The following is a 24,978-nucleotide window of genomic DNA, read 5'->3' on the forward strand; positions in this document are numbered from 1 at the left end:
TTCAGCAGTAGTGTGGTCGGCTGCGATTGGCAAAGAGCAGGTCTAAGTTGCGCAATCGTTGCAGCTCCGCGGGAGTAATGCCTTCCGGAAATGGGTCAGTCCAATAATATGAATTAGCCTTACCGGTTAAGGCGATCCATTCCCGGAACAGCGTACAGATTTCTGCCTGCGCCTCTGCCGAACCTGAAGGCCAAGGGCCTGAGGTAAATGTATTGATTCCGGATAGGCGGCCGGCAAACTCCAAGGGTGGAGGCTGAATCTCGAGGAGGTGACAATTCGATCCGTCAGGGGTTTCTGTATAGACCTCTCCACCTGCTCCGGAACAGGCATAGACTGCCGCAGCAGAACCCACCGGCATGGCGGCAATCAGCATGAGCCCGAGTAGGGCGCATACAACGCATACAAATTGCTGTTTCATGGCAAAAATGTCCTGTTCCGCAGGACCTTCACGCATGTCTGCTTTTCATTGGGCTAGACCTCTCAGAAAACTGCTGTCGCACCAAGGCCTCTATCGATTGAAAGTGTCGGTCCGGTAGGTTTTTGAATCGGCGTTTGCAATCGAGGAGGGCTTCATCGGCTGAAGCGAATGGTTCGATGACAGATAACAAGTGACCGTAATAATCCATAAGCTTGAGCTCGACGGTTCTCAGATAGCCGGGGTCTCCGGCAATTTCCAGTGCAGCTTTCGTCTGATCGCCGCCTGATTCGACCAGAGCTTGAAAGCAGAGGCCTTTCAGTCGTTGAGTGACCGTGCTGCGGTCCCAGCCTAACGTCTTCGCGGTCGCTTGCATGTCAAAGCCATGTTGCCTTAAGTGATTCAAGACGGCAGCATCGCTGGCCGGGTCCGGAAGAATCTGTGACGGTTTGGTCCTCCCGGTGGTAGACCCGCTGCCACCGCCGAGTCGCAACGATTCTTTAGTCAAGAGAGGGCTATCGCTGAGTGCAATGGCCTGCTCTAAACAATGCCGAAACTCTCGCACATTTCCTTTCCACCCGTGTTCGACTAACGCACGCAACGCCTCGTTCGAAAGCTTTGGGACCGGTTTCCCCAACTGAGTGGCAATTTCACTCAGAAAGGTGTCCGCGAGGATCGGCACGTCGGCCGGCCGTTCGCGCAACGGAGGCAGCCGGAACACCAAGCCAGTCAGACGGAAATACAGGTCCTCTCGGAACCAGCCTTCGGATACGCCGCGCTGAAGATCACGATTCGTCGCAGCGACGATGCGTACGTCGACGGTGGTGGGGATGGTTGCGCCGACACGATAAAATGACTTTTCCTGCAGCACGCGCAGCAGCTTGCTCTGATGGTCCAGCCGCAAATCCCCGATTTCATCCAAGAAGATGGTTCCGTGGTTTGCCAGTTCGAAATACCCGCGCCGGTCCGCCGACGCACCGGTGAAACTGCCTTTCACATGGCCGAACAATTCGCTTTCAAAGAGTTCGGGCGAGATAGCGGCTATGTTCACTGCAATAAACGTCTTGCCGGTCCGTGGACTGAGCCGATGCACTGCACGGGCAAAGAGTTCTTTGCCGGTACCAGGCTCGCCGAGCAACAAGACGGTCAACGGTGATTTCGCGCCTCTTTTCAGGTCGCGGTAGAGGCATAGGAGCCCGGTATCCTGGGTCACGATGCCAAACTGCAGGCATTCCCCGCGAAGACGATCGAGTTCAACATCGGCCATGGCAACGGACTCATTCGTGGCTGCACGTAGACTATGCAGTTGCTGCTCAAGAGTTTCCAGCTGTGTACGCGCCTCTTCCTCCTGAGTTTGGGCGACTGCTAGTTCCCTCCGAAGCGCTTCCATGGTGCGTGACAGGTCTACGTGCTGACCGGCGGAGTGTGCAATCGCGGCCCGCGCCTGCTCCAGATCCTCTTCCAACGTTTCAGCACGGGTTTCCCGGAGGACCAGGGCCTCGCGCACAGCCGCGGCTTCTTGCTGCAGTCGCAACATGTCTCGTTCGAGGAGGCGCATCTGCTGACTTGCCGTGAGATGGCTCCAGACGGTCGTGCTGACGAGAACGATCAACGCCGCTATGAGCGGCAACGCAAATGGAAATACGAGGTCCGCGAAGGACAGCGCCAAGAGCAGGGCGCAGCCATACCCGAGGACAACAGCTCCGGCGAGGATGAGTCCGCGCGATTCTCGAGAATACAGCAAGGTCCAAGAGACGAGACCGGCAAGAAGGAACGCTGCGATATAGCTGCCGACCGCACCAAGCTGGCAGACACGATTGCCAGTCAGGAGCATGTTCAACAGATGCAGATGGATTGTGATGCCGGTGACGGACTGGCCGCTTGGGAGAAGCCAGGTCGCGGGACTTGCCGGGTCAGAAAGCATCACCACGACCTTGTCTTTGAACCATCCATTTAGTTGCTCTTCATGGTTTGCTTCGATCGCTTCCCACAGTGTGACGAATGAGAGGGTTGGGAGCGAGTTGATGGACCCGTCTCCAGCATAGTTCACAAGGATCGTCCCCTCGTTGTTCGTAGAACCGGGTTTCGTCTTGGCTTGTTCAAACAACACGCTCCCGAATGCAGGCACCGTCCGTCCATCCAGTTCAAGAGAGAGGGGAATGGAGCGGGCCACATGATCCCGTTGTCGGGACGCCAGCAGATGCCCGAACATCGTCGTATCCGAGGCCACCGAGGGTTCTGAATCGAAGGGGTAGACAACCGGCCCGGCCGCTTTAGTAGCTTCCAACAACAGAGCATCGCTGGCTGCACCGCCAAGTTGAGCTGGGCTGGCGTGACTCAACCGATGATCGAGGCCAATCGCAATCGCCCCTGCGTCATGGATTTCGGTGAGGACGCGAGCCAGGATTGCTCGATCCCATTGGCCGGCTCCGAACTTGGCGTCGCTCGCTTGATCGCGGATCACAAGGAGCAGAGACGGGCTGACTTCAACAGGACCCCGGTGCCGGAGCCAGGCGTCGTAGGCAGCCCAATTCAATGCCGTGAAGGTCGTAGGGGCGAGGACCATCAGAATCGCCGCAAGAGACGTGGCCAGCACCCCTATGGCGCAAGCCTGAAGCCAGCGCGATTCGAGAAAGGCACGCCAGATTCTTGCGTAATTCAGCATGTTCGAACACTCTACGGCTGAGACGGAAGGTCGGAGAGAATTGATGTGATCTCTTGCTTCGGCAATCCCTTGAGTTGGGCTTTCGCCTTCGGGAGGTCCGGAATCGTGCCGATCCCCTTGGCGTAAATGGACGCCAGGATCTTCTTGGCTGGGACGAATCCGTCGTTGGCCGTGATTTCGAAGGAGGTCAGAATCCTCTTGTCGAAAGGAGCCAGATGCGGTTCCCATCCCATTTCGTACAATCGAGCGAGCTCAATCTGTGCTGCCTCGCTCAGAGCGTAGCTTTCTTGTAGCAGCACCGATACGGTCTGGTCGCTACGATTCTGTTTGAGGAGCGTTGTTCCCAATGTCTCGGCTTCGCCGTCGCGCGAGAGGTCGGGGAAATTGTCCCAGAGCTTGTCTCGATAATTTCGAAAGGCCTCCAAGGCCTCCTGGCGTTTCGCCTCCGGCTGTGTCGAAGACAAGGCTTGGCGGCGAAGTTGCGAGAGCGATGTCGCGGCCGGTTGATGACCGAGCGCAAGGGCTTTTGTCCACCAGTAGACCGCAAGGGCGGTGTTCTTCTCCACTCCTTGGCCTGTACGATAGGCATTGCCGATAAAGTATTGGGCCTGTGCAACGCCGCCTCGTGCCGCCTCCTCCATAGATTGTGCCGACTCCTGATCTCGATGGCTCAGCTTCAGGACGAGAGCCAGACGATAGCGAGCGTCGGGGAAATGATTCTGAAGCTCCAACGCTCGTTGATAGGCTTGTATCGCGCCTTTGAGATTGCCTGTCGTGTAATAAACAGTGCCGAGATTGTAGTGTGCCTGTGTCAGATCAGGGTCGAGACGAATCGCTTCCTTGAGTTCCACCATCGCTGTGCGCCAATCTTGCTTGGTCATCAAGGCTACACCGAGCTGCATATGCGCCCTGGCAGATTCGGGCTTTAGTTTAAGGGCGATGCGGTATTCATCAATCGCCTGGTCCACGTCACCGACTCGGTAGAGTGTATCGGCCAATTCAAGATGATCTTGCAGCGAGTTCGGAAAGGTCTGAACCGCATCCCTCAGGTCGACAAGCGAGGTGGGCAGATCAGCGGCCTCCTCCTCCCGGTCGTTCCCACGATCTGAATTGGATTTGTCCGCCGGGGTATCACGGGGTTCGAGAGCGTTGTTCGAGAATGAGGAAGTTGAAGCCCCGTTCTCTAAAGGGAGTGTTTCCTCTCCGTGGGAAGGAATCGAAGAGACAAGCATCGTGCCTGCCACGAAGAGAGTGAAGATCACAGGGGTGCGACCATATGTCATATCATTCCTGTGATACTCCAAGAGTCGGCAGGCTAGAACCTATTATATACCACGGGCGTGTTGCCGGTTTTATCGCGGGCGGGTGATATTGAAGGGGGAGGATTATCGGCGGCTGCCTGGCTGGGCCATGAAGGTAATTAGGCAGGATCGCTAGCGCGGATTACAAAACGGGCGTTACCCTTGGAAAAGAACCCTCATTTTTCCAACTTACGAAAAGATCCCATCGATACGATTGTATCGGTAAGCTGCCGATACATGCTGATGGATAGACAGAGGTTATTATGGTTGATTGGCCCTCTTCCATTCATCTTCAGTCAGCACGCCCTTCTTGATCAACAGCTGAATCAGTTTGTCAACTGAGTTTCGGCTGGGAGGGGCAGGGGGCGGCACGGGGGTTGGGGCTGGAGCAGTCGCTTCGATACGTCGGGGTTCCGGCGGCACGCGCTTCTGACCGAATACTCTGAATGAGGGCGTGAAGACAATAAGATACTCTTTGTTCCTGATGCGAACTGAAGCAGGGATACTGATGGTCTGAGGAGCGAGGTCCGGACTCGATCCGACTGGAATGCGAAAGAACGGCTTGCCGTCGTCAGTTTCACCGTCTTGGCCCAAGACGTCGAACAATTTCAAAAAAGATTCACCCTTCAGATTGTCTTGCTCTTCTCCGGCCAGGTTGGTGATCTTATCCAGGACGACGATGAGAGAATCAGCGATGAGCAAATCAGGGGACTGGTTTTTGACACTGACGTCATAGCGATACTCACTAGAGAAGTTGTCGCGCCCTTTGAGCGTGACGACCGCAGTTGCCCTTCCAGTCAGGTCAGTGAGCTGATCAAGCGATGCGGCGGCGCTCTCCAGAACCGACGATCCCAATACCCCAACGACGACGCCCGCCAGACTCAGCTGCCAGCGCCTGTTTCTCTCAGACATGGTTGCCTCTCCGGATCGAATACACTGCCGATCGCTCAACTGGTCTCAGCATAGCAAAGATCGTGGGGTTGGGCGAGCTTTTGTCGACTGACTTACCTTGACAGGCTCTTTCAGCGAACGATATTCTCAGCATCCAAAAGTCTGGAGATACGTCGCAACCTGCCCTGTATTACCTTGATGCCATCTCGCGCACAATCTGCTCCGCTGCTGATTGCCCGATCGTTGGTCACTCAGTTGATGAAGCTTTATGACTATCCGAATCCGCGTCGGCCCGGTCATGTGATTCGCGGTTACGACCGACCCCACGCCGTACGGACAGCGCGTATGTGCGCAGCAGTCGCGACAGCGCTGGGGCATAAGGCTGAGCGGGTGCGACTCTATCAGACCGCCTGTTTACTGCACGATCTCGGTCGGGCCGGTCTCGATCGTGTTCTCTTCGGCCGGATCTGGTCATGGGCAAAGGAACGGGGAATCCCAACCAGGCCGCGTGAATGGAGAGCTATACATCCAGAAACCAAGTACGGACGAGAGACCGAGGCCTTTCTGACTCGATATCGAAAGGCTCTGGAGGCGGACGGCATTCGGATGGATGCCTGGGCGAAGGAGCAGGTCGAAATGCGGTTGGGATATGCGCGTCGTTTGACGAGACGACTCCAAGCAGTCCGACCACGCATGCGCCGAATGGGTGTTCGATGGGTTCCCTGGATGCACCAGATCATGTTGTACTACTACTACCCTGAGCGTTTGACAGCCGCACAACCATGGGTCAAGCAGTTAGCGGAAATTCTTGTCGCCTGTGAGCAGTTCGAGGCCTACAGTAACCAGCGCCGCGGACGAGACTATTATGTACGTCAAAAAGAAACACTTGCCGAAGCCTTTACCTACCTGGAGAAGCTGCAGCACGAGGGCATTTTGAGTAAGCCCGTGATGAAGATGCTACGCAGGCTCGCTGCGCGAGGTACGTTCGATGCCATTCTGGAAGAGGCTCGTGGGCAAGCGCTCACCAGCAGCGAACGGCAGTTTCTCAGAAGCATGGAGTTCTGACATGGCGGTGAAAACCATTTCGCTACGCATCAACATGCATGGCGACACCCAGATTGAAAATATCACCAAAACGGTCGGAGAGGCCGTGGCTGGCACGAAACTGTCCTCGGGGATTGTGACGGTCTTTGTCAGGCATACCACTGCATCGGTCATGATTATCGAGGATGAACCAGGCATCCGTGCCGATACCAAAACGTTTTGGGATCGGGCCATACCCGCAGATCCTCATTGGCAACACAACACGAGGAATGCCGGTGAAGACAACGGCCACAGTCATTTGCGCGGGCAATTGCAAGGTCCGTCGATCACGATTCCGTTTACCGGCGGGGCACCACTGCTTGGCACATGGCAACAGATCGTCATCATCGATTTCGATACACGTTCCCGAACACGAGATCTCGTTATTCAGGTGATCGGCGAATTATGATCCCGATGTGTGCACGAGTAGGACTTTCCCTCTTGCTCTGGTCCAGCGTTCCCACAGGAAGTGTTGTTGTAACTGAGTTGGGTAAGCCGCTTGGTTCCGCATACGACGGACCTGAAGCACGCCCACGGCCGGTGACGCCAGCCCCGGCGGAGTTGAGCCCCGACGAACGATCGACAATGGCGGTGTTCGAGCGGGCGACGAAGTCCGTAGTGTTCATCGCGAATACCGCCGTTCGGCGCGATCCGTGGTCATTCGATTTGTTCGAAGTCCCTCAAGGGTCCGGTTCAGGTTTTATCTGGACCAAGCAGGGTCATCTCGTCACCAATTTTCACGTGGTCTATGGGGCCACGTCGATTACCGTCACGCTGGCCGATCGAACGGAGCAGAAGGCCAAAATCGTTGGTGTGGACCCAGATCATGATCTGGCCGTGCTCCAGATTCAAGCGGCGGAAGAGTCGTTGTCACCTGTGGCAATAGGAACGTCGCACGATCTTCGTGTCGGACAAAAGGTATTGGCCATTGGAAACCCGTTCGGGCTTGACCATACGCTGACGACCGGCGTGGTGAGTGCCTTGGGTCGAACGATCAAATCTCTCTCGAATCGAACGATTGAGGGGGTAATTCAGACGGACGCGGCGATTAATCCCGGCAATTCCGGCGGGCCCCTGCTTGATAGTGCTGGCCGGCTGATCGGGGTCAATACACAGATCGTCAGTCCAAGCGGGGCTTTTGCAGGAATCGGATTTGCTGTACCAGTCGATACCGTCAATCGGATCGTACCGGAGCTGATCAAATATGGGAAGCTGATCCGTCCAGGGTTGGGAGTCTCCCTCGTCCCCGATGCGATCGCCAGACGATGGGGAATCAAAGGTGTCGTCATCGGGAAGGTTGTGCGTGGGAGCGCTGCGGAGCGAGCCGGGCTCCGCGGGGCACGCGAAACGGTCACTGGCCGCGTCGAACTGGGTGATATCATCGTCGGGGTCGATGGCAAACCGATTGAGACCATCGAAGATATGCTTGATCTTTTGGAACAACGCAAAGTCGGCGATCAAGTTACGGTTGAGATCGTTCGTGCGAATCGTCGGCAGCACATGTCGATCACACTGCAAGCTGTCAATTAAGAGCGACTCCTTCCCCGGGGTTTTTGAAGAATATAGTCCCTTCTTGACGGGCCTTGTTCGTGTCGGCTCTATTCATCTATACATATGGGCGAGACTGCGCTTGTTCCATCGAGATTATCCACAAAGCAGCTTGTAACTATATGAATGTAAAGGATAAAAACATGAGTGCTACACTTCTCTGAAGGTTGAATTGAAGAGGTCACTCAGCTGATCTCGGGAGGTTACCCATGAAAGCACGAACGTGGATGATGGAATACGGCGTGGCGATAATCCTGACGGCCCTTTTCGCAGTGGTTCTGGGTCGGATCCCTCTCTTCCGCGAAACAGCCGTCGGCAATTTGCACGCGTCTGACTTGGTCCAGTTTATCGGCTATGGTGGTGCAATGGTCATCGCCTGGTTTGGAGCACGTCAATTGTCGGCCGAACCGCCTGTCGACTGGAAATGGCTCATGCCGTACCGGGCTCTGATCCTGCCGATCGTTACGCTTGCGATGGTGGCGATCGCATACGGCGTGTTGCTTTATGTATGTGAGCCATTCATGAGCAAGTCGGGCAAGACGGTCTATAACTGGGTTTTCATCGCCGGCATTGTCGCGGCCAGTGTGTGGCTGATCATGACGTGGGTCATGAAGTGTGCGCCGCAGGTGGCAGCCATGGAATCGCGGAAACTAAGGAGAGCTGCATAGCAATCGGTCGATCTACGGCTGCCTCGGGTAGCGAGGCAGCCGCCTCTCTCAGATGCCTCTCGTGACAAACTCTACGACTCGATTCTCAGCCCAATAGGAATCTTCACCGTTTCGTTTCCACTGGAAAAACCCGCAGTGACCTCCGTAACGAGGCGCCACGAGCGTGATCGACGAATTTTGTGCGATGGCTCGCAGAGCGAACATAGAATAGGGAATGAATGGATCATCCTGGGATGTGATGATCAACGTCGGTACGGCTATTGACCCAAGCACGTGACGAGAGCCAGCTCGGTCATAATAATCGGCTCCGCTACGATAGCCACCGTCCGGCGCGGTATACCGATCATCGAACTCGCGAATCAACCGAAGACGGGCAAGTCCCCGGAGATCCCACTTGCCTGGTATCAGCGTCGCTTTCCGACGGAGGCGAGCCTTCAGTCTGGTTAAAAAATGGTTGTGGTACATCCAATTGCTCGGATGCTCCAAGGCATCAACGGCCTGCGTCGGATCGATGTTGGGACAGACCGCAGCCACACCTTTGAGGCTGGGTTCTGATGAGCCGAGTTCTCCTGCTGCTTTAAGCACGAGATTCCCTCCCATTGAATAACCGATCAACCAGATGCGGTCGAGACCGGCGACGGTTGCGAGCTCGCGGACGATTGATCGGTAGTCTCCGCTGAGGCCACTGTTATACAACGTCGGTGTCAGGTGTTCCGTCCCGCCGCAGGTCCGCTGGTTCATGCGAATTACATTGAGTCCTGCTCGATATGCCTTGGCGGCGATGCCGTGCATGTAATGCGAATCGCTGCAACCCTCGAGGCCATGTACCAGGATTACAGTCGCAGCAGTTTGTCGATTTGGTTGCCAGTGGCAGACACCCAGGAGTTGGGTGCCTGGCTCGACAGTGAACAGTCGATCTTCCTGAGGAACACCCTTCAACAGCAGGCCCCTTGGCCAATAACGTGAGACGAGTGTCATGGCATGGGTATTGCGGAGAATCAGTGGTGGTTGGAATGAAACGCTGGCACCCATGTACACAGTACACATCCTAAAATAAAAAGGGCGTCGTTCCTACTGCGAACGACACCCATAGTTAATGTGGCTCCCCAACGAGAAAGATTCTGGGCACTGGAGGTGCTCAGTTCGTGTTCTACACCGACGGAACGGGGTCTGACTCCCTAGGAGAGGACAATGCCAGTGATGACAAGCGTTATTGCCAACCATGGATCTGGTAGCCGCGAGCGACGAGACAGCGCTCCATTTCCTGGCGATACGCCTCCAGGGAGGGCCAAGCCGGATGCGGACTGTCGACTGTGCCCAGTATGATGCCATTCGTGTACCCGCCGAGCGGTGGAAGCCACCGTGGCTGAATACTCACTGGGGCCGCGGCGCGCACCTCTTGCCGACAGGCTCGGAGATCCCGGGCTTCGTCGTATTGGACACTGGTTTGCCCTTGCGCCAGATGCTCTAGGATGGGCTGGGGAAGAGAGCCGCTGTGAGAGCAGGCCCCACCCACGGCTATCACCAGAATGGGAACCAGTCCCCGAGAGAGAAGTTGCATAATACACTCGCTTTCCTCAAATTCTATTAGCTTATTTTAATTCCCTTTCGGTTACTTTACCACCATGACTGGAGGCCCTGGTGTTCCGTCTATACGCCGTTAGAGACTTACGACCCAGTTAATGCAACCCACTCGTGTGGGACGGGACGAACCGTCCTTGACTTTCAGTGTCGTACTCCACTAACCTCCCCCTCTCGATTGGGCTAGGGGTAGAGGAGTATGACTCACATCCGCACCAAACGAGCACTTGCTATTCTCCTAGTGCTCTGTCTGCTGGTCATCGGCGGTCTTGCCTCGAGCCAGTCGATCCCACACGAATCGCGCCACGCACATCACGGCAGCGCCACACACGGCACGGTTCTGTGTTCGTGGATGTGCGCGGCTGGGCAAGTGCTGAAGGGGATTGACGCCCCGCCTCTGATCGAACGCTCTCCGGTTGCGTTCTCTGACCCACCGATCCTCAGATTCATCCCTCAGGTCACGTCCGAGACCACGCCCTCTCGCGGTCCTCCACCCTTTTCGACAATCTAACTCATTTTGACCAGGTGGTTGTGTCCGGTGCCGGATCGAGTCCGGTATCAGGCCTCTTCGCCGCTCCAGGAAGCGGGAAAGGAAGATCACAGCATGAACGGTCACATTGTCACACGTCTCGTCGCCCTTACGCTCTCGATAGGCATTGCTGGCACCGGTCTGATGACAGCCGCGGCGGCGTACTCAGAAACCAAAGCGGAGAAGTCCTTCACGGCGGTCGTCACCGATGCTCAAGGCGTCGAAACGGAAATCAAAAACGTGGTGTTCTATTGGGAGGAGAAGCTCAGCGAGACGTCGTTTGTTCCGCATGAGCTGCGACATTTGCCGGTCAAACGTGGAAACTCGACGATCAACATCCGGTTCGACCAAATCAAGCAAGTCGAGAACAAATCTCCCGGCACTGCCGATGCGGTGACTCTGGTGATTGCGCTCCACAATGGTAAGACGGGAGAATTCGGACTTTCCACTCCCGGAAGTTTCCGTGGAGAGTCGGATTTTGGGCAAACCGATGTTCCGATAAAGGGAGTTGCCAAGGTGGTGTTCAAGTGACGGCAAGTTCCGACAAAAAACTCCAGATTCAGGCCTGGGGCATCTCTGTCGCGACTCATTCAGTTGTAGTCGGCATGGCTGTGGTATTCATGGCTCAGATCCAGCCCATCCCCATGAAGGACGTGTTCCAGTGGGAAGTGTCACTGGTGGAACCTGTCCAGCAAGAGGCGACGGCGGAACCGGAAAAACCAGTCCCTTCTTCTCCGGCGTCGAAGCCTCAAGCGGAAGCAACTGCGAAGGCTGCGCCAGTTTCTCAAGTCATGACGCGTCAGGTTGAGACGGTAGAGAAGCCGGCCGTCGTTCAGCGAGCGGTTCAACAAGTCGTCGAAACGGCGAAACTCATCGAGCAGACAGTTAAACCCATTGAACAGACGATTGCCGCACAGAGGCCAGAACCGGTGACGTCCGAGCAATCGGTGATAAAGCAGACGCAGCCTCAGGAACGAGCTGCCGAGGGAAGCCTGCCGGCAGTGACCACCCAAGCGCCGGTCGTTACAACGTCTGCTCAATCAGTCATTGCACAAGCTCCGGTTGTGGCGAGCATCCCCGCCAATGAAACTGCGACAGTTATGACGCCTGCCATCCGGACGCAATCTGAAGTGACGCCTTGGCAGACTATTGGGGATTCGTCTCCAACCGTTGCGGGTGCGGAGGCTCCTAAAGTGCAGGAGCAACAGATCGCGTCGGTAACCGCGCCATCAGCGAGTGCGGTGGTAGCACAAGCTCCAGTGCAAGTCGCTAAGGCCGTACCGCAGACCTCCGATGTGCGAACCGATTATCGTTGGATTGGGGAGTCGCTCTGGCGCCGGGTCGCGGAATTGAAACGCTACCCGAATTCTGCTCGCTTACACGGCCTGGAGGGGCGGGTAGTCTTGAAGGTAGTCATTCGCGCGGATGGGCATCTGGCCGGGGTTAGTGTGATCACAAGTTCAGGGCACGCGGTCCTCGACGATGCGGCGGTGGAGGCGGTGAAACTGGCCTGCCCGCTGCATATGAAACATGAGTTAGGGAAACCACAGATCGTCGTGAGTCTTCCGATTGTGTTCAGCTTGGCGAACTAGAGGACCGATATGACCTTACTCATTTCAACCAGACCAGCAGAGGAGTGAGGCTCACAGGCTAGAGAAAAGGGAACCCTAGAGCGGAAGCGGTGCACTGCAGAAGAGATTATTGGCCATTTTCGAACGCTCGCGATTGAGCTGGGCAAAGGCCTCGGTATGCGCGACGTCCGTCGGAAACTCCGCACCATCCAGCAGTTGGGAGAGGAGTTGCCGAACAGGGGAACTCTTCGATATGCTACACGAGGCGCACGTCCTCGAGGATCGTTGGCGGCGTCATTACAACGCGCAGCGTCCGCATAGGGCCCTTGGGTATCGACCACCAACTCCTGACACTAGCTCACCCCAGCCGGTGTATAGACCAGTAGCTCAGAGGGTGGCCTAACAACTAGGGGGGAGGTCAATCCTTATCTATGAGTTTGAATGAAGCCATGGAGCAAAGAGGCGGCAATCATCCACGAGCATGTGCGACGGGTATGCCGGTTTCGCCATGAGTCATCGTCTGCCCTGGCAACGCATCATCATCGCTTCGGGAGTGTGTCTCACAATGTATGCCGCAACGCTGGCGGCAGAGGACGATTTTACCCGCCTCAAAGTAAGCCGTGCGGGCGAAGGGACGCCCGTTCCGGCCTTTGAGCTCACGACGATAAACGGAAAGACCGTTGAGTTAACGTCGTTGCGTGGAAAGGTCATAGTGCTGAATTTCTGGGCGACCTGGTGCGGGCCCTGCAAAGAGGAGATGCCAGCGTTGGATCGATTAAGTCGGCGATTCGACCCGGCCGATGTAGCCGTTTTGACGATCACTGCGGAACATGAAGACACCCGCATCAAACAATTTATGAACCAATTGAATTCATCGCTGCCGGTATTGTTGGATACGCAGCGGGACGTTGCCACCGCCCTCATGGTCCGGGGGTTACCAACCACCATTTTTGTTGCAAAAAACGGAACAGTCGTTGGCCGCGCCGTTGGCCCACGAGAATGGGACGGGGCCGACGCAGTCAGCTTCATTGAGCGTCTTCGTGATGGAGCTCGCTAAACACCTATGTGCCCGTACGATCCAGTCATGACGCGTTTTAGGTTTCCTGGGACTGTCCTCACTAGTGTGCTCGCCATCCTCCTAGCCGCTGAATCGCTCATGGCCGAGCCGGCTCTGACTCTTCCCTCGCTCCCACTTGGACCGACAAAAACTGTGGTCGAAGGCACGTACCAGCTTTCTCCGCCTGCATTACAGTTCGATCAGACCGGTCATCTTCACCTGGCTTGGTTTGATCAGCAAGGAGAGACACGGGCACTTCGCACCGTTCAACTCACGGCTGAGAAGTCCGTTTCGGCCACGCCTACGCAAGTCAATCCGCCCAGTAGCGAGCCAGATAGCTTGCATCAGGCGCCGGGACTGACGATCGGCCCCCATCAGGAGGTGTTCATCACGTGGGCTCGGGCCGACAAGCACCCGGCAGCGGAATTTGCAGCGGATGTGATGTTATCCGTGTCACACGACCGAGGGGCGACGTTCGAGCCACCGCGTCTCGTGAATGATGACGGAGCTCCGATCAATCACAGCTTTGAATCACTTCACGCCGGTGCTGACGGTATTGTATCCATCACGTGGCTGGACAATCGTAATAAGGAGAAGAGTGGAGCCGGAATACATTTCGCACGTTCGCGCGACGGCGGGCAGACCATTGAAAAGAACCGAACCATGGACGGCATGGCGTGCCCATGCTGCCGTCCCATGGTGACCGCCGCGCCTGATAGCAGTCTCTGGGTCGCCTGGCGTAAAACCTTCGCGGGTAATGTTCGGGATATCGTGGTGGCACACTCGACAGATGCTGGACAGACCTTTTCTGCGCCAACGCTCGTCCACAAAGACGGGTGGGTCTTTCCGGCCTGTCCTCACCGAGGCCCATCAATCGGATTTGACCGAACCGGACGGGTGTACATCGCCTGGTATACCGAGGGCGCCGACGAGCAGCCGCGGCTCTTTGTGGCCACCTCGGATGATGGCGGCAAGACTTTTTCCACGCCTGTCTCGCTCCACACCTCCACGACGTCCGTCCCTGATCAGCTTCGGATGGCCGTGCATCCCGACGGAGTAGTGATCGCTGTCTGGGAGGAAATCACGGGTGTCCGTAAACGGACCGTGATGCGCATCTCCCTTGACCGCGGCCGAAGCTTTGGGCCGCTCCAAACCTTGAGCGACGGCGCGAAAGCAGAATATCCCACCGTCGCGATCCATGCCGACGGATCTGTAGCGATCAGTTGGACGGAGCATGCTTGGCCAAACAATCGGATCGTCCTTCGCTCCGGCAATCTTTCACCACTCCTGCCATGATTGACTATAATGCCGCTAGAACCATGAACGTCGAAGTTACTGCGATATCGAGCAACGCGCGATGAAGACACCAATTCCGTGTTACAAGCAATAGACGTCCGACGATGGTATGGCTGTGAGCCGCAGGGATCTGGTTCCGTGCCTCTCTTAAAGCCGTGGCAGCCGCCAAAGGAACCTCAGCCTACGCCGACCGAAGGGCGTACGGTCGGGACTGCCGATTTGACCGCTCTACGAATTCCGCGCGAGACTGGGGACAGCTCCCGTAAAAATACAAAATCTTCTCGATTGAAATGGTTTACAGTGATCGGCCTTGTGGGTCTCGGGCTGGTTAGCTGGATATTTTCGAACTACTTAGCTCGCCCCCTCACCGTCTCGACCGCGCGTGTGACCGTGCTATCGGCTGGGTCGGCGGTATCTGGGGTTTCCGCAACCGGGTATGTAGTTGCCCAGCGGCAGGCCTCTGTTGCATCTAAGGCGACAGGACGTCTGGAATATCTGGGCGTGATCGTTGGCGATCGCGTGAAGGAAGGGCAAGTCATCGCCCGTCTTCAACGAACTGATGTGGATGCTGCCCTACGGCAGGCTCATGCCAAACTGGAGCTTGCACACGCCAGCCTCAACAGCGCCAAACCGGAACTCCGGGATGCGAAGTTACAGCATGAGCGACTCCAGCGCTTGCTCCCTCTGGGATTTGTCACACAAGCCGATGTGGACATTGCCACTGCCCGGGTGCATCGGGCCGAAGCAGCTGTATCGTCTGCCGAAGCGGCGATCAAATCGGCGATCGCTGAACAGCAAGCCGCCGAGATCAACGTAGAGAATACCAACATCAGGGCGCCATTTGATGGAACGGTCCTGAAGAAGTTTACTGAGGTGGGCGAGGTCGTCGCCCCCTTGTCAGCGTCGACGGTCTCGCGCGCCGCGATCGTCCTGCTCGCCGACATGCAGTCACTGATGGTGGAAGCCGAAGTGTCGGAATCGGTCATCGGCCGTATACACTCCGGTCAGGCTGCTGACATTGCATTGGATGCCGTCCCGAATCGACGATATCGTGGGGAAGTCTTCCAGGTGGTACCCACCGCGGACCGGTCAAAAGCCACGGTGCTGAGCAAAGTCCGATTCCTCGAGATCGATGACCGGGTATTTCCTGAAGCGAGCGCCAAGGTTATCTTCTCAGATGACTCTTCGTCCGTGATATCGAACACCGATAGCTTAGCTGTGCCAATGCAGGCCATTGTGTCCCGCGACGGTCACCAGGTTGTCTGGAGGGTTACTGATGATGTCCTTTCCGTGGTCCCCGTCGAGACCGGGCCGACGGTTGACAATATGGTCCTGATACGTGGAAAACTGACGATGAACGAGACGGTCGTGCTCAATCCGCCCGCTGGGTTGACGTCGGGATCGCGGGTCAAGATCGCCAGCGCACCGTAAGACCAGCCACGACTATGTCTGACGCACTCATTGAACTGCAGCACGTCACGAAGTCGTATTATCGGGATCACCAGGAGCTCAGAGTGCTGCAAGATCTCTCCTTGGCAATTCCTTCAAATAGTTTCGTTGCCATAATGGGGCCCTCAGGCTCAGGAAAAAGCACGCTGCTCAATCTAATAGCCGGAATTGACCAGCCGACTGGCGGCACGCTCACGGTCGCGGGGACAGTCCTCAACACCCTGCGCCAATCGGCTCTGGCGGCGTGGCGTGTACGCCATATCGGCTTCGTCTTTCAGTTCTATAATCTGATTCCCGTCTTGACCGCTGCCGAAAACGTCGAGCTTCCGCTGCTCCTCACCCCGCTGCCGAAAAAACGGCGGCGCGAGCACGTTCAGGCGGTGCTAGCCTTGGTCGGCTTAACGACACACATGCATCACTACCCACGGCAGCTCTCAGGCGGACAGGAACAACGAGTGGGCGTGGCGCGCGCCATCGTAACTGACCCAACAATCATTCTAGCCGATGAGCCGACTGGTAATTTGGACCGAGAGTCGGCGGAAGACATTCTCCTGCTGCTAACGCGGCTCCATCGTGAAATGAACAAGACGATCATCATGGTGACGCACGACCCCCATGCTGCAGAACGGGCTGAAGTTGTGCGACGACTGGACAAGGGCGTGTTGGAGTAACCCATGACGTTGGGCATGTTGGTCGTACGTTATGCCTTCCGCCGAAAGATCCGCCTCGCCTTGACCCTCGGTGGTATTGCAAGCGTGGTCCTCTCCTTTGCGCTCTTAGAAAGCACATTGGATGCGTGGCGCTCCGGAATCGGTGCAGCCATGGCGAACCGGCTCATCACAGTCCACGCCATTTCAGAACCGCTGCATATTCCTCGAGCCTACCGTGAAAAGATTGCGACGATTCCCGGTGTCGTCGAAATCTCGTACGCCAACTGGTTCGGAGGCCAGTACAAAGATGGACGGGATTATTTCACCATCTACGCAGTCGAGCCAGCCAGCTATCTCGCGGTCTACCCGGAATACTTGCTGACACCGACGGAACGTGACAGCTTCATTCGCGATCGGATGGGCTGCATTGTCGGACAAAAGCTCGCCGCCCGTTTCGGGTGGAAGGTGGGCGATGTCATCCCGTTGCAAGGCACGCTGTACCCCGGGGACTGGAACTTCGTGCTCCACGGAATTTATCGCGGCGCGGAGCCAAAGACGGATGAGACGTTGATGCTGATGCATTGGGAAGCCATGAACGAGCGGCGCAAGGTGATTGATCCGGAACGAGCCGGAAATGTCAGTTGGTACGTGACGAAAGTCGCGGATGCGTCCTTGGCTTCGAATGTCGCAGCCACCATTGACAGCCTCTTCGCCAATTCGCTTGCGGAAACGCGGACGGCGACGGAGGAGGCGTTCGAGATGGGCCTGGTCGATATGTCGGGCGGAATACTGACCGCGATGCAGATCATGGCGATTGTCGTCAACGGCATCACCCTGCTCGTTTTAGCCAATGTCCTCATCATGGGCATTCGCGAGCGCACACGCGATTACGCCGTCATGAAAACGCTCGGGCTTCGCACCGTTCAACTGGCGCCCATGATTGTGGGGGAATCGCTGATCATCGCGGCGCTTGGCGCCGCGCTCGGTGTAGGACTGACCGTGGCGGGGTTACCGCTGTTCGGCGGCTGGCTCCAGAGCATCATTTTTTTTCCCGTCTTTACCGTCCATCTCAAGACCCTTTCGCTGACGATCATCGTGACACTGCTCGTTGCCGCGGTTGCCGCGGCTGGACCCGCCGTCCGGCTCATCCGAATGGCGCCCACGGACGGACTGCGGCACCTAGGGTAAGATGTTGTGGCTCTCGTACAGTCTTCGCAATCTCCTGGCCCGACGTATGACGTCTGCCTTGACCCTGATTGGCCTCTCGCTGGTCATTTTTGTGTTGACCGCGGTCCTCATGTTGGCGCATGGTCTCGAACGGACACTCGCAAGCACGGGGCAGGCGGACAATGCCCTCATTCTGCGCAAGGGCACCACGCTTGAGATCTCCAGTTCCGTATATCGCGACCAGGCACGCATCATTCTGACACAGCCAGAAATTGCTGTGGACGCGCGAGGCATGCCGTTAGGCACGGGCGAATTCGTCGTGCTCATCGCTATGCGCAAACTCGGTGGCTCCGTGGGCAATGTGATGTTGCGCGGAACGTCTCCGGAAGCGATTACCCTAAGGCCGCAGGTGCGTTTAACGCAGGGACGATGGTGGCAGCCAGGGACCGACGAGATCGTCATCGGAGCACAGATTGCCAAAGAATTTCCATCGGCGCGCATCGGCACGTCGCAGCGCATTGGGAAGCGCGATTGGCGGATCGTCGGCATCTTCGACGCGGGCCGCAGCGGCTTCGATTCGGAAGTCTGGGGGGATGCCGAACAATTTCTTCCGCTCTTCGGACGAACGGCCTTTACCTCGGTCATCGCGAAGGTGCGTGATGGCCCCGCGTTCGAATCCTTGCGACAGCGTCTCGAAACAGACCGGCGCCTCTTGTTGCAAGTCAAACGAGAGCGCGACTATTACAATGAGAAATCCGCACGGCTAGCGGCCTTCATTCGCTCGGTCGGCTTGGCGCTGACCACGATCTTCAGCGTCGGAGCCATACTGGGCGCAACCATGACGATGTCCGGGGCGGTCGCGAGCCGGGTCGGGGAAATCGGAACTCTGCGCGCGCTGGGCTTTCTCCGTTCTCATATCCTGTTCGCGTTCTTATCGGAGTCGGTTATCCTGGGATGTTGCGCCGGGGTCCTCGGCGTCCTCACCGCCTCACTACTCCAGCATATCACCATTTCCGTTCTGAACTGGTCAACGTTTTCGGAATTGGCCTTTGAATTCCGCTTGTCTCCTGCGATCGCCGGGTCTGGATTTCTCTTTGCCATCGTTATGAGTGTATGCGGAAGCGTGCTCCCGGCCGTCCGAGCAGCGCGGCTCGGTGTGATAGACGCCTTAGGTGCGCGAACCCTATGATGCCGATACGCCGATCCCTCTCTGTCACTCGCCTGCCGATCGCCATTACGACTCTGTACCTCCTGATGGCAGTATGGGCGACCTTTTGTCTAGATGGTGCGCCGGCTAGCCATCAGCATGAACACCATCAGCACTCGAGTCATTCTGCACTGTGCGACTCGGCTTGCCACGCAGTCTCGCCGGCCGTGGCCGCGACCGATTACACGCGAACACTCTCACTCCCCTTCGTTGGTTATAACATCAGTCTAACAGACTTCCTGGCGCCCCTCGTCGTCGTAGGATACGAGTCTCGCGGTCCTCCTATCTCGATCTGAGATTCCTACACTCATTGACGCTTTACGATTCGTCGCGGCAGCCTGCTCAGCTTCAGGCACGACCTGAGCATAAAGTGCTGCTGCGCATGGTCAACAGGAGGATCATCATGCGCTACGGTTATTATGCTGCGCTCATATCTCTCATTAGTTTATCGAGCATATTGTTCCATCTCGACCCTGGTGTCGCTCAAGAGCCACCAAAGCCAGAACAGCAGGAGCCTGTCACGAATGAACAGCCGGAGGGTGCTGAAGTGCTTGCCCAGCCAGTAGTGGTGACGGCGACCCGCACCGAACGGATTGCGACCGATCTTCCCGTCAGTGCAACGATCGTGACCCGAAAAGACGTCAGCGATGCTCCTATCGTGGGGACGGACGATCTGATGCAACAAATCCCAAGTGTGCAGCTGCCGTACCTGGATAGTTTTAGTCAGCATCCGACAGCGAACTTTATGGGCATGCGCGGTCTGGGGCAGCCTCGGGCTCTGGTGCTGATAGATGGCGTCCCGCTCAACGATCCCTTCTTCGGGTATGTGCAGTGGAACATGGTTCCAAAAGAGACGATTGAACGGATTGAAGTGGTCCGCGGAGGAGCCTCCAGCTTGTGGGGCAACTACGCGATGGGTGGCGTCATCAATGTGATCACCAAGAACGCCCAACCCACCCAAGCCGGTCAATCGCTCATGGGGGGATCTTACGGCACGATTCGGTCGAATAGTTATGGTAGCTACCGCACGATCGATGGTTACTTTGGGATCAGCGCCAACGTGAACTATCAACAAACGGGCGGATACACCCCGCAGCAACCGACTCAGCGTGGCCTGACCGATATTCCGGCCAGCAACGCGAACACAAACCTTCAATTCAAATCGGATTACACATCACCGGACTTCAAGTGGTATGCCCGCGGCAACCTGTACAACAGTACTGAGAATACTGGGCAGTCGCTGTCCGATAATCTTCAGAACACGCTTATCTTCAACACGGGCGCGACGTGGAAGCTGACCCAGCAGGAAGACCTCCAGGCCAGCTTCTTCTATTGGCAGCAGAATTTCACCACCAACAACCCCAGCAACGTCAATTGCTGCAATGGCGATATTGACCGCAACTCAGACTTTCTCTCCAATCTCCATCAAACGCCGGTCACAAGCGTAGGCGGCTTTACCCAGTATGAGCGACGCTTCAACGAGACGGTCCGCTCTGTTCAAGTGGGGCTGGACATGCGTTGGGTCCAAGGTACCGATAACTCCCAGCTCTATAGTGCTCCCGGCGCGGCCCCAACCACCCTCAATGGATCTGGAAAGCAATTGTTTGCGGGCCTCTTTGGACAAACCAGCATCGTTCCGATGCCCAAGCTCGAACTTATGCCCAGTGTGCGGATGGATTACTACGAAAACTATGCGGGCAATGTGCAAACGTCCCCCGGTCCAACCAACCCTCAAACAACCAACTTTTCGCCCACGAGCAATATCCAGGTCAATCCCAAGTTGGCCACGCGCTACCAGATCACCGAACCTCTGGCCATACGGGCCGCGGTCTATAGGGCATTTCGAGCTCCGACGCTGGACAACTTGTATCGCAACTTTCAGTCCCCTGGATTTAATCTAGTCAGTAACCCCTTCACGGCTCCTGAGAGCATGGTAGGTGGCGATGCCGGACTCGAACTCAACGTCTCTCGGTTTCAGGGACAGCTCAACCTTTTCTGGAGTGATGTGAAGCACGCGATCACCGCCCTCCCAGTCCCGAATACTCAGTTTTTCCAAATAGCGAATGCCGGGACAATCCAGTCTCGAGGCGTAGAGCTCATGGGGGAGGTTCAATTGTGGCAATACTGGTCGGCCCTGTTTGGTTATGTCTATACCGATTCAAAGCTCATTAGTACTTCGGCCAGCACGTTTCAGCAGATCAATGGCTCCTTCCTCGAGGGATCAAGGACCCCCGGTGTTCCAATGCACTTTGAGACGGTTAGTCTCCGGTACCGGAAACCTGAGGGGCTGGATTTTGTTATCCGGATGCGAGCGAACGAATATATCTTCGCCATCCAGGACGGTTTTAGCCGCCTCTCCAATCAGTTAATCCTTGATGTTAACGCCAGCTACCCGATCCATAAGAGAGTTAATGTCTTTGTCATCGGGACCAACATCACAAATGACAAATATCTGGCATCTTTCAGCGGGCCAACGATTTTCGGATCCAATAATGCCAACGGTGCTCCCGTGATGGTCTTCGGGGGGGTCAATTTTACCCTGTAACAATATGACCCTCGTGCGGAGTTGGACAATGTGGCGAAAAAGCACTACGCCGCATCCGGTGCAGTGATTTCTGACGGTACTCCGGATGCACAAAATCAACTGTTCTATGCAGGTTATGGACGGGCCATCTATGGAGGCGTGACGTTGGGGTTGTTCTGAACAGGTCGAACCGTAACAGGGGCAGACTTAGTTACTGCTCCGTCACAAAGCGTTCGCAATGGAGGTCCTCATGGAAAAAGCACTCGTTCGGGTTGACGAAGCTGCAGCGTTCTTGAGTGTCAGTCGGTGGACAATTTACCGGTGGGTGGATGAAGGGCGGCTGCGCGCCACGAAAATCGGCAAGGGCAGTCTCCGAATCTTTCATGAATCCATTGTGGGATTGGTTTATGAGAGTCAAGTCGATAGAAACAGTGCGATGTCGGGAGCGAAGCGCTGTGCACACTGATCCTCAGCACATTAGCGATGCAATTTGTAGCATCCATCAGTAAGCGTTGGTAGACAGCTCTGTGACAGAAGAGTACTAGAACCAGGCTACGGGGAAGCACAAGTAAATGAAACGTTCGGCCCTATCACAAAAGAGGATCGCAGTCGTAGGGGTGGTAGTGCTGGTCTACTCCGCGCTTGCCATCATGTCTGCGTTCTGCGTCTTCGACCACGCCGTTGGTTCCGGTAGACACGAGCACCATGGCTCGCAGGGGTCACCCGCGCACAATCCTCTCTGTGCCTGGGCCTGTCAAGTCACGTCCAATGCTGCCGTGGCGACAGAGTCTCCGGCATCTTCGATAGGGCCAGTGGTCCAGCTCGTTGTTCAGGTTCCTACTCAATTTGCTTCCGCTGGGTTCTTTTCTCTACTGCACTCGCGCGCGCCGCCGTCTCTTCCCTTCATTCTTCTCGGACAAGGGATCCAGGGCGGACATCCTTCTTCGTGATTCCTCTCGCGTCCCCTGTCCGGCAATTCTGATATCGGTACGCAGTGAGAATTGATTGTGCTTGTCGCGATGCCCGAGTCGGGAGACTGCTTTGCTCGGCCCGTCCGGCGCGTAGGTGGGGCCTCCTCTGGCCTCCGCCCCGGGGCCCTATCGATCATGTGGTATCGACATGGAAAGGAGTGTTGGCTGTGAACGAGGTTCATGAAATGTCCTCTTCGGGATTAGCGGGCAGACTGGTGGCGATCGGAGTTATCGTTCTAACAATTGGGAGCCCGAACCTGGGCGCTGCGTCCTCGAAAACGATAGACACGACGATCATTCAGATTTATGGGCGCATGTGTGAATACCATCGGGAAGATGTTGAGGGAGCCCTTCGTTCATTCAGTGTCGTTCAACAGGTGGAATTCTTAAATGATCATGGAACTGTGCTTGTCCATTACCAGTCAGGTAGCAAGACGCCCGAACAGTTTGCCGACGCGGTCGAACAGACGCTTGCAGCAGGCTGGGGCTGCTCGGCGCGTGTTGATCGAGGTCAGTCTCACGTCCGGACGATTCATGAGGAGGAGAGGCCATGAATGCCGTAGTCAGAATCATTTGTCTGGTCTGGATTGTGTGTGCGACAGCGACACCGGCCCGGGCGGCCGACGAAAAAGTGACACTCATGCTCGGCGGAAAGTTCTGTGATGCCTATCTCAGCGATGTTCGCGATGCGCTGACCAAGGTCGCCGGTGTAAAGGCTGTTGATTTCAAGAGTATGAAGGGTCATGCAGTGGTCACCGTCGAGTCCGGCAAGGCAAAACCCGAGCACCTCGCCGCGGCGGTAAACGGTGTCAAGGGCGATGGATGGCATTGTACCGGCGAGGTTATTAGTAAACCCAGTCATCATTAAAACGGAGAGGTGATGCTCAGAATCGTGTTGGTCAGGCCGATTGTAATGACATTCGTCCTGTCGGGATTCGTTGCCTTGCAGGCAACGGCAGAGATGCCAAAGGTCCCACATGATGGGGAGATCGCTCTGCCAGGCAATTACAAATCGTGGCCAAAGTTCCTTTCCGAAGTCCAGCGACCGGACGTCAAACAGATACGCGAGCTCTACGTCAATCCGATCGGGGATCGAGTGGCCGAAGGACAGCCTTTTTCGAATGGGACGATCTTCGTCATGGAGCTCTACAGAGCGAAAGCCGACGGCGACAATCTGATGAAGGGTGTAGACGGCAAGCTGGTGAAGGACGATCTGACGAAGGTGTTTGTTATGGAGAAAGGGGAGGGCTGGGGTCAGGACGTTCCGGACAATCTCAAGAATGGCAACTGGGTCTTCTCTGCGTACGGTCCGGATGGCAAAACGCTGACTGAAGACTTTACCAAGTGCCGTGCCTGTCATGCGCCGTTGATGCAGAAAGACTTCACGCACCGGTACGATGAATTTTTCCAGATGCGAGCAAAGAAACACTAGGTTTGGTCCTTTGCCACGACCGATGGTGGACCGGCGCTTGGAGTGGGTCGACCTACCTCCTGTCAAGCCCGGTTGGGGAGCGGCCGTCAGGCTGCTCCCTTCCACCTCCAGAAGGTAAGCATGAGGTGACACAATGGAATCGTCACTCCTGCGCGTCAAAGAAGCGGCGCAGGTTCTCAAAGTGAGTACGTGGACGATCTATCGATGGATCGATGAGGGTCAGCTGCAGGCGACGAAGATCGGTCGAGGAAGTCTCCGGATCTTTCGCGACTCGGTAGATCGGCTAGTCGAGGCCAATCGGACCGGGCGGTGGGAGGCTTTCGACCGACGACCGCGCCGTGTCGTGCCGCTGGATTCAGTCAGGCTGGGCAAGCGATAACTCACGCGGCGGATCGAGACATCATCATTCAGGCCTGGAGGTTGTACACCCTTCATTCGGGCCTGCTACCAGGGTGGGATGGTTGACTGCCTCCCCCACCCTGGCCCTATGGGTGACCACTTGGGAGGAGCGATGCATACCATTCTGAGAGGGCGCGGATGGAGGGTAGCATGGCCAAGTCTTCTCTGCATTCTGTGTCTCTCGGTTGTGGCGGCTGGAGCCATCAACGCGCAGGCGCATAGCCTCTTTCCGGAGGGAGGCATGGATTGCTCGGATAACGCGTTGGAATTACCCCCTGAATGGACCCAAGCCATAGAAGGTCCGACACGCAGGCTAGTTGCACTGGCAGACCGGGCCAAGACGGATCCCGTGACCCCGTCCATATCCGCCCTTGCAGTGACCTTGTCTCCGGCTGATGCCGTGCAAGCGCTGGTCGAATCGGGGTCAGGAGGAAATTCCTCTGGCTCCTACGTCGGACTCATCGGCCTTTCGGTGCCGCAGGATGGCGTGTATCGAATCAGCTCAGTCTCTCCTCTCGGGATCAAAGTCGTCACAAGCAAGGGGCGGGTAGAGTCGCACGCGTTCGAGTTTCGA

At 56.4% G+C, this 24,978-nt stretch carries 28 protein-coding genes; 22 read left to right on the forward strand and 6 right to left on the reverse strand.

All coding sequences use genetic code 11. From position 1 onward, the window contains the following. Nucleotide 1 precedes the first annotated feature (1 nt). From VEI50_15125 to VEI50_15140, 4 genes are all read right to left on the reverse strand, one after another. Entirely contained in the window at nucleotides 2-454 is a 453-nt protein-coding gene (locus tag VEI50_15125; protein ID HXX76461.1) for a hypothetical protein, read from the reverse strand. Further along, complete coding sequence (locus VEI50_15130) at nucleotides 447-3,080, reverse strand: sigma 54-interacting transcriptional regulator (GenBank protein ID HXX76462.1); 2,634 nt, start codon at nucleotides 3,078-3,080, stop codon at nucleotides 447-449. The genes VEI50_15125 and VEI50_15130 overlap by 8 nt, the downstream gene beginning before the upstream one ends. A gap of 11 nt (nucleotides 3,081-3,091) precedes the next feature. Continuing rightward, nucleotides 3,092-4,363 (reverse strand): tetratricopeptide repeat protein, encoded by a 1,272-nt coding sequence (locus VEI50_15135; protein ID HXX76463.1) that lies wholly within the window; start codon nucleotides 4,361-4,363, stop codon nucleotides 3,092-3,094. A 279-nt stretch (nucleotides 4,364-4,642) separates the two neighbouring features. Further along, nucleotides 4,643-5,293 (reverse strand): hypothetical protein, encoded by a 651-nt coding sequence (locus VEI50_15140; GenBank protein ID HXX76464.1) that lies wholly within the window; start codon nucleotides 5,291-5,293, stop codon nucleotides 4,643-4,645. A 177-nt stretch (nucleotides 5,294-5,470) separates the two neighbouring features. Between VEI50_15140 and VEI50_15145 the strand changes: the two genes are divergently transcribed. The 4 genes from VEI50_15145 (at nucleotide 5,471) to VEI50_15160 (ending at nucleotide 8,571) form a co-directional block, all read left to right on the forward strand. Then, nucleotides 5,471-6,337, forward strand: a complete 867-nt coding sequence (locus tag VEI50_15145; protein HXX76465.1) for a hypothetical protein — start codon at nucleotides 5,471-5,473, stop codon at nucleotides 6,335-6,337. A 1-nt stretch (nucleotide 6,338) separates the two neighbouring features. Beyond that, the gene (locus VEI50_15150) at nucleotides 6,339-6,764 is read left to right on the forward strand and encodes a secondary thiamine-phosphate synthase enzyme YjbQ (protein HXX76466.1); all 426 of its coding nucleotides are present in this window, start codon (nucleotides 6,339-6,341) and stop codon (nucleotides 6,762-6,764) included. Between the two features lie 5 nt (nucleotides 6,765-6,769). After that, the gene (locus VEI50_15155; GenBank protein ID HXX76467.1) at nucleotides 6,770-7,885 is read left to right on the forward strand and encodes a trypsin-like peptidase domain-containing protein; all 1,116 of its coding nucleotides are present in this window, start codon (nucleotides 6,770-6,772) and stop codon (nucleotides 7,883-7,885) included. A gap of 227 nt (nucleotides 7,886-8,112) precedes the next feature. After that, nucleotides 8,113-8,571 carry a hypothetical protein gene (locus VEI50_15160; protein ID HXX76468.1) on the forward strand — a complete coding sequence of 153 codons (459 nt, stop codon included), beginning with the start codon at nucleotides 8,113-8,115 and terminating at the stop codon, nucleotides 8,569-8,571. A 48-nt stretch (nucleotides 8,572-8,619) separates the two neighbouring features. Here VEI50_15160 and VEI50_15165 read toward each other — a convergent pair whose 3' ends face one another. Then, complete coding sequence (locus tag VEI50_15165; protein HXX76469.1) at nucleotides 8,620-9,603, reverse strand: alpha/beta fold hydrolase; 984 nt, start codon at nucleotides 9,601-9,603, stop codon at nucleotides 8,620-8,622. A 178-nt stretch (nucleotides 9,604-9,781) separates the two neighbouring features. After that, nucleotides 9,782-10,132, reverse strand: coding sequence for a hypothetical protein (locus VEI50_15170; protein ID HXX76470.1), 351 nt, complete (start codon nucleotides 10,130-10,132; stop codon nucleotides 9,782-9,784). Between the two features lie 558 nt (nucleotides 10,133-10,690). On the opposite strand from VEI50_15170, the gene VEI50_15175 reads away from it, so the two are divergent. The 18 genes from VEI50_15175 to VEI50_15260 form a co-directional block, all read left to right on the forward strand. Continuing rightward, complete coding sequence (locus VEI50_15175; protein HXX76471.1) at nucleotides 10,691-11,212, forward strand: hypothetical protein; 522 nt, start codon at nucleotides 10,691-10,693, stop codon at nucleotides 11,210-11,212. Beyond that, nucleotides 11,209-12,273 (forward strand): TonB family protein, encoded by a 1,065-nt coding sequence (locus VEI50_15180; GenBank protein ID HXX76472.1) that lies wholly within the window; start codon nucleotides 11,209-11,211, stop codon nucleotides 12,271-12,273. Before VEI50_15175 ends, VEI50_15180 begins: the two co-directional genes overlap by 4 nt. A gap of 133 nt (nucleotides 12,274-12,406) precedes the next feature. After that, the gene (locus VEI50_15185) at nucleotides 12,407-12,655 is read left to right on the forward strand and encodes an integrase core domain-containing protein (GenBank protein HXX76473.1); all 249 of its coding nucleotides are present in this window, start codon (nucleotides 12,407-12,409) and stop codon (nucleotides 12,653-12,655) included. Between the two features lie 78 nt (nucleotides 12,656-12,733). Then, the gene (locus VEI50_15190; GenBank protein ID HXX76474.1) at nucleotides 12,734-13,309 is read left to right on the forward strand and encodes a TlpA disulfide reductase family protein; all 576 of its coding nucleotides are present in this window, start codon (nucleotides 12,734-12,736) and stop codon (nucleotides 13,307-13,309) included. Nucleotides 13,310-13,336: 27 nt separating this feature from the next. After that, nucleotides 13,337-14,605, forward strand: a complete 1,269-nt coding sequence (locus VEI50_15195) for a sialidase family protein (protein ID HXX76475.1) — start codon at nucleotides 13,337-13,339, stop codon at nucleotides 14,603-14,605. 78 nt (nucleotides 14,606-14,683) lie between these two features. Further along, on the forward strand, nucleotides 14,684-16,036 hold the full coding sequence (locus VEI50_15200) for an efflux RND transporter periplasmic adaptor subunit (protein ID HXX76476.1): 1,353 nt from the start codon (nucleotides 14,684-14,686) through the stop codon (nucleotides 16,034-16,036). Between the two features lie 14 nt (nucleotides 16,037-16,050). After that, nucleotides 16,051-16,725: an ABC transporter ATP-binding protein gene (locus VEI50_15205; protein HXX76477.1), complete on the forward strand. Its 675-nt coding sequence runs from the start codon at nucleotides 16,051-16,053 to the stop codon at nucleotides 16,723-16,725. 3 nt (nucleotides 16,726-16,728) lie between these two features. Beyond that, nucleotides 16,729-17,892, forward strand: coding sequence for an FtsX-like permease family protein (locus VEI50_15210; GenBank protein ID HXX76478.1), 1,164 nt, complete (start codon nucleotides 16,729-16,731; stop codon nucleotides 17,890-17,892). Between the two features lie 46 nt (nucleotides 17,893-17,938). Then, nucleotides 17,939-19,060, forward strand: coding sequence for an ABC transporter permease (locus VEI50_15215; protein ID HXX76479.1), 1,122 nt, complete (start codon nucleotides 17,939-17,941; stop codon nucleotides 19,058-19,060). After that, nucleotides 19,057-19,374 carry a hypothetical protein gene (locus tag VEI50_15220; GenBank protein HXX76480.1) on the forward strand — a complete coding sequence of 106 codons (318 nt, stop codon included), beginning with the start codon at nucleotides 19,057-19,059 and terminating at the stop codon, nucleotides 19,372-19,374. Before VEI50_15215 ends, VEI50_15220 begins: the two co-directional genes overlap by 4 nt. A gap of 74 nt (nucleotides 19,375-19,448) precedes the next feature. Next, nucleotides 19,449-21,623 (forward strand): TonB-dependent receptor, encoded by a 2,175-nt coding sequence (locus VEI50_15225; GenBank protein HXX76481.1) that lies wholly within the window; start codon nucleotides 19,449-19,451, stop codon nucleotides 21,621-21,623. A gap of 30 nt (nucleotides 21,624-21,653) precedes the next feature. Continuing rightward, a complete protein-coding gene (locus VEI50_15230) occupies nucleotides 21,654-21,782 on the forward strand; it encodes a hypothetical protein (GenBank protein HXX76482.1) in 129 nt (42 codons plus the stop codon). 70 nt (nucleotides 21,783-21,852) lie between these two features. After that, the gene (locus tag VEI50_15235; protein HXX76483.1) at nucleotides 21,853-22,068 is read left to right on the forward strand and encodes a helix-turn-helix domain-containing protein; all 216 of its coding nucleotides are present in this window, start codon (nucleotides 21,853-21,855) and stop codon (nucleotides 22,066-22,068) included. A 672-nt stretch (nucleotides 22,069-22,740) separates the two neighbouring features. Beyond that, entirely contained in the window at nucleotides 22,741-23,127 is a 387-nt protein-coding gene (locus VEI50_15240) for a hypothetical protein (GenBank protein ID HXX76484.1), read from the forward strand. Continuing rightward, on the forward strand, nucleotides 23,124-23,441 hold the full coding sequence (locus VEI50_15245) for a hypothetical protein (GenBank protein HXX76485.1): 318 nt from the start codon (nucleotides 23,124-23,126) through the stop codon (nucleotides 23,439-23,441). Before VEI50_15240 ends, VEI50_15245 begins: the two co-directional genes overlap by 4 nt. A gap of 12 nt (nucleotides 23,442-23,453) precedes the next feature. Then, complete coding sequence (locus tag VEI50_15250; protein ID HXX76486.1) at nucleotides 23,454-24,005, forward strand: cytochrome P460 family protein; 552 nt, start codon at nucleotides 23,454-23,456, stop codon at nucleotides 24,003-24,005. A gap of 133 nt (nucleotides 24,006-24,138) precedes the next feature. Next, nucleotides 24,139-24,384 carry a helix-turn-helix domain-containing protein gene (locus tag VEI50_15255; GenBank protein HXX76487.1) on the forward strand — a complete coding sequence of 82 codons (246 nt, stop codon included), beginning with the start codon at nucleotides 24,139-24,141 and terminating at the stop codon, nucleotides 24,382-24,384. A gap of 132 nt (nucleotides 24,385-24,516) precedes the next feature. Continuing rightward, nucleotides 24,517-24,978 (forward strand): hypothetical protein (locus VEI50_15260; protein ID HXX76488.1); only part of this gene is annotated, 462 nt, incomplete at its 3' end.

The sequence above is a fragment of the Nitrospiraceae bacterium genome, assembly GCA_035623075.1.
Classification (GTDB): Bacteria; Nitrospirota; Nitrospiria; order Nitrospirales; family Nitrospiraceae; genus DASPUC01.

Coding starts and splice junctions, on each gene's coding strand:
- VEI50_15125 (HXX76461.1), bottom strand. CDS start 454: ATGCGTGAAGGTCCTGCGGAACAGGACATTTTTGCCATGAAACAGCAA.
- VEI50_15145 (HXX76465.1), top strand. CDS start 5,471: ATGCCATCTCGCGCACAATCTGCTCCGCTGCTGATTGCCCGATCGTTG.
- VEI50_15235 (HXX76483.1), top strand. CDS start 21,853: ATGGAAAAAGCACTCGTTCGGGTTGACGAAGCTGCAGCGTTCTTGAGT.
- VEI50_15160 (HXX76468.1), top strand. CDS start 8,113: ATGAAAGCACGAACGTGGATGATGGAATACGGCGTGGCGATAATCCTG.
- VEI50_15195 (HXX76475.1), top strand. CDS start 13,337: ATGACGCGTTTTAGGTTTCCTGGGACTGTCCTCACTAGTGTGCTCGCC.
- VEI50_15255 (HXX76487.1), top strand. CDS start 24,139: ATGGAATCGTCACTCCTGCGCGTCAAAGAAGCGGCGCAGGTTCTCAAA.
- VEI50_15190 (HXX76474.1), top strand. CDS start 12,734: ATGTGCGACGGGTATGCCGGTTTCGCCATGAGTCATCGTCTGCCCTGG.
- VEI50_15220 (HXX76480.1), top strand. CDS start 19,057: ATGATGCCGATACGCCGATCCCTCTCTGTCACTCGCCTGCCGATCGCC.
- VEI50_15170 (HXX76470.1), bottom strand. CDS start 10,132: ATGCAACTTCTCTCTCGGGGACTGGTTCCCATTCTGGTGATAGCCGTG.
- VEI50_15140 (HXX76464.1), bottom strand. CDS start 5,293: ATGTCTGAGAGAAACAGGCGCTGGCAGCTGAGTCTGGCGGGCGTCGTC.
- VEI50_15150 (HXX76466.1), top strand. CDS start 6,339: ATGGCGGTGAAAACCATTTCGCTACGCATCAACATGCATGGCGACACC.
- VEI50_15205 (HXX76477.1), top strand. CDS start 16,051: ATGTCTGACGCACTCATTGAACTGCAGCACGTCACGAAGTCGTATTAT.
- VEI50_15130 (HXX76462.1), bottom strand. CDS start 3,080: ATGCTGAATTACGCAAGAATCTGGCGTGCCTTTCTCGAATCGCGCTGG.
- VEI50_15245 (HXX76485.1), top strand. CDS start 23,124: ATGAATGCCGTAGTCAGAATCATTTGTCTGGTCTGGATTGTGTGTGCG.
- VEI50_15210 (HXX76478.1), top strand. CDS start 16,729: ATGACGTTGGGCATGTTGGTCGTACGTTATGCCTTCCGCCGAAAGATC.
- VEI50_15135 (HXX76463.1), bottom strand. CDS start 4,363: ATGACATATGGTCGCACCCCTGTGATCTTCACTCTCTTCGTGGCAGGC.
- VEI50_15250 (HXX76486.1), top strand. CDS start 23,454: ATGCTCAGAATCGTGTTGGTCAGGCCGATTGTAATGACATTCGTCCTG.
- VEI50_15165 (HXX76469.1), bottom strand. CDS start 9,603: ATGGGTGCCAGCGTTTCATTCCAACCACCACTGATTCTCCGCAATACC.
- VEI50_15215 (HXX76479.1), top strand. CDS start 17,939: ATGACGTCTGCCTTGACCCTGATTGGCCTCTCGCTGGTCATTTTTGTG.
- VEI50_15155 (HXX76467.1), top strand. CDS start 6,770: ATGTGTGCACGAGTAGGACTTTCCCTCTTGCTCTGGTCCAGCGTTCCC.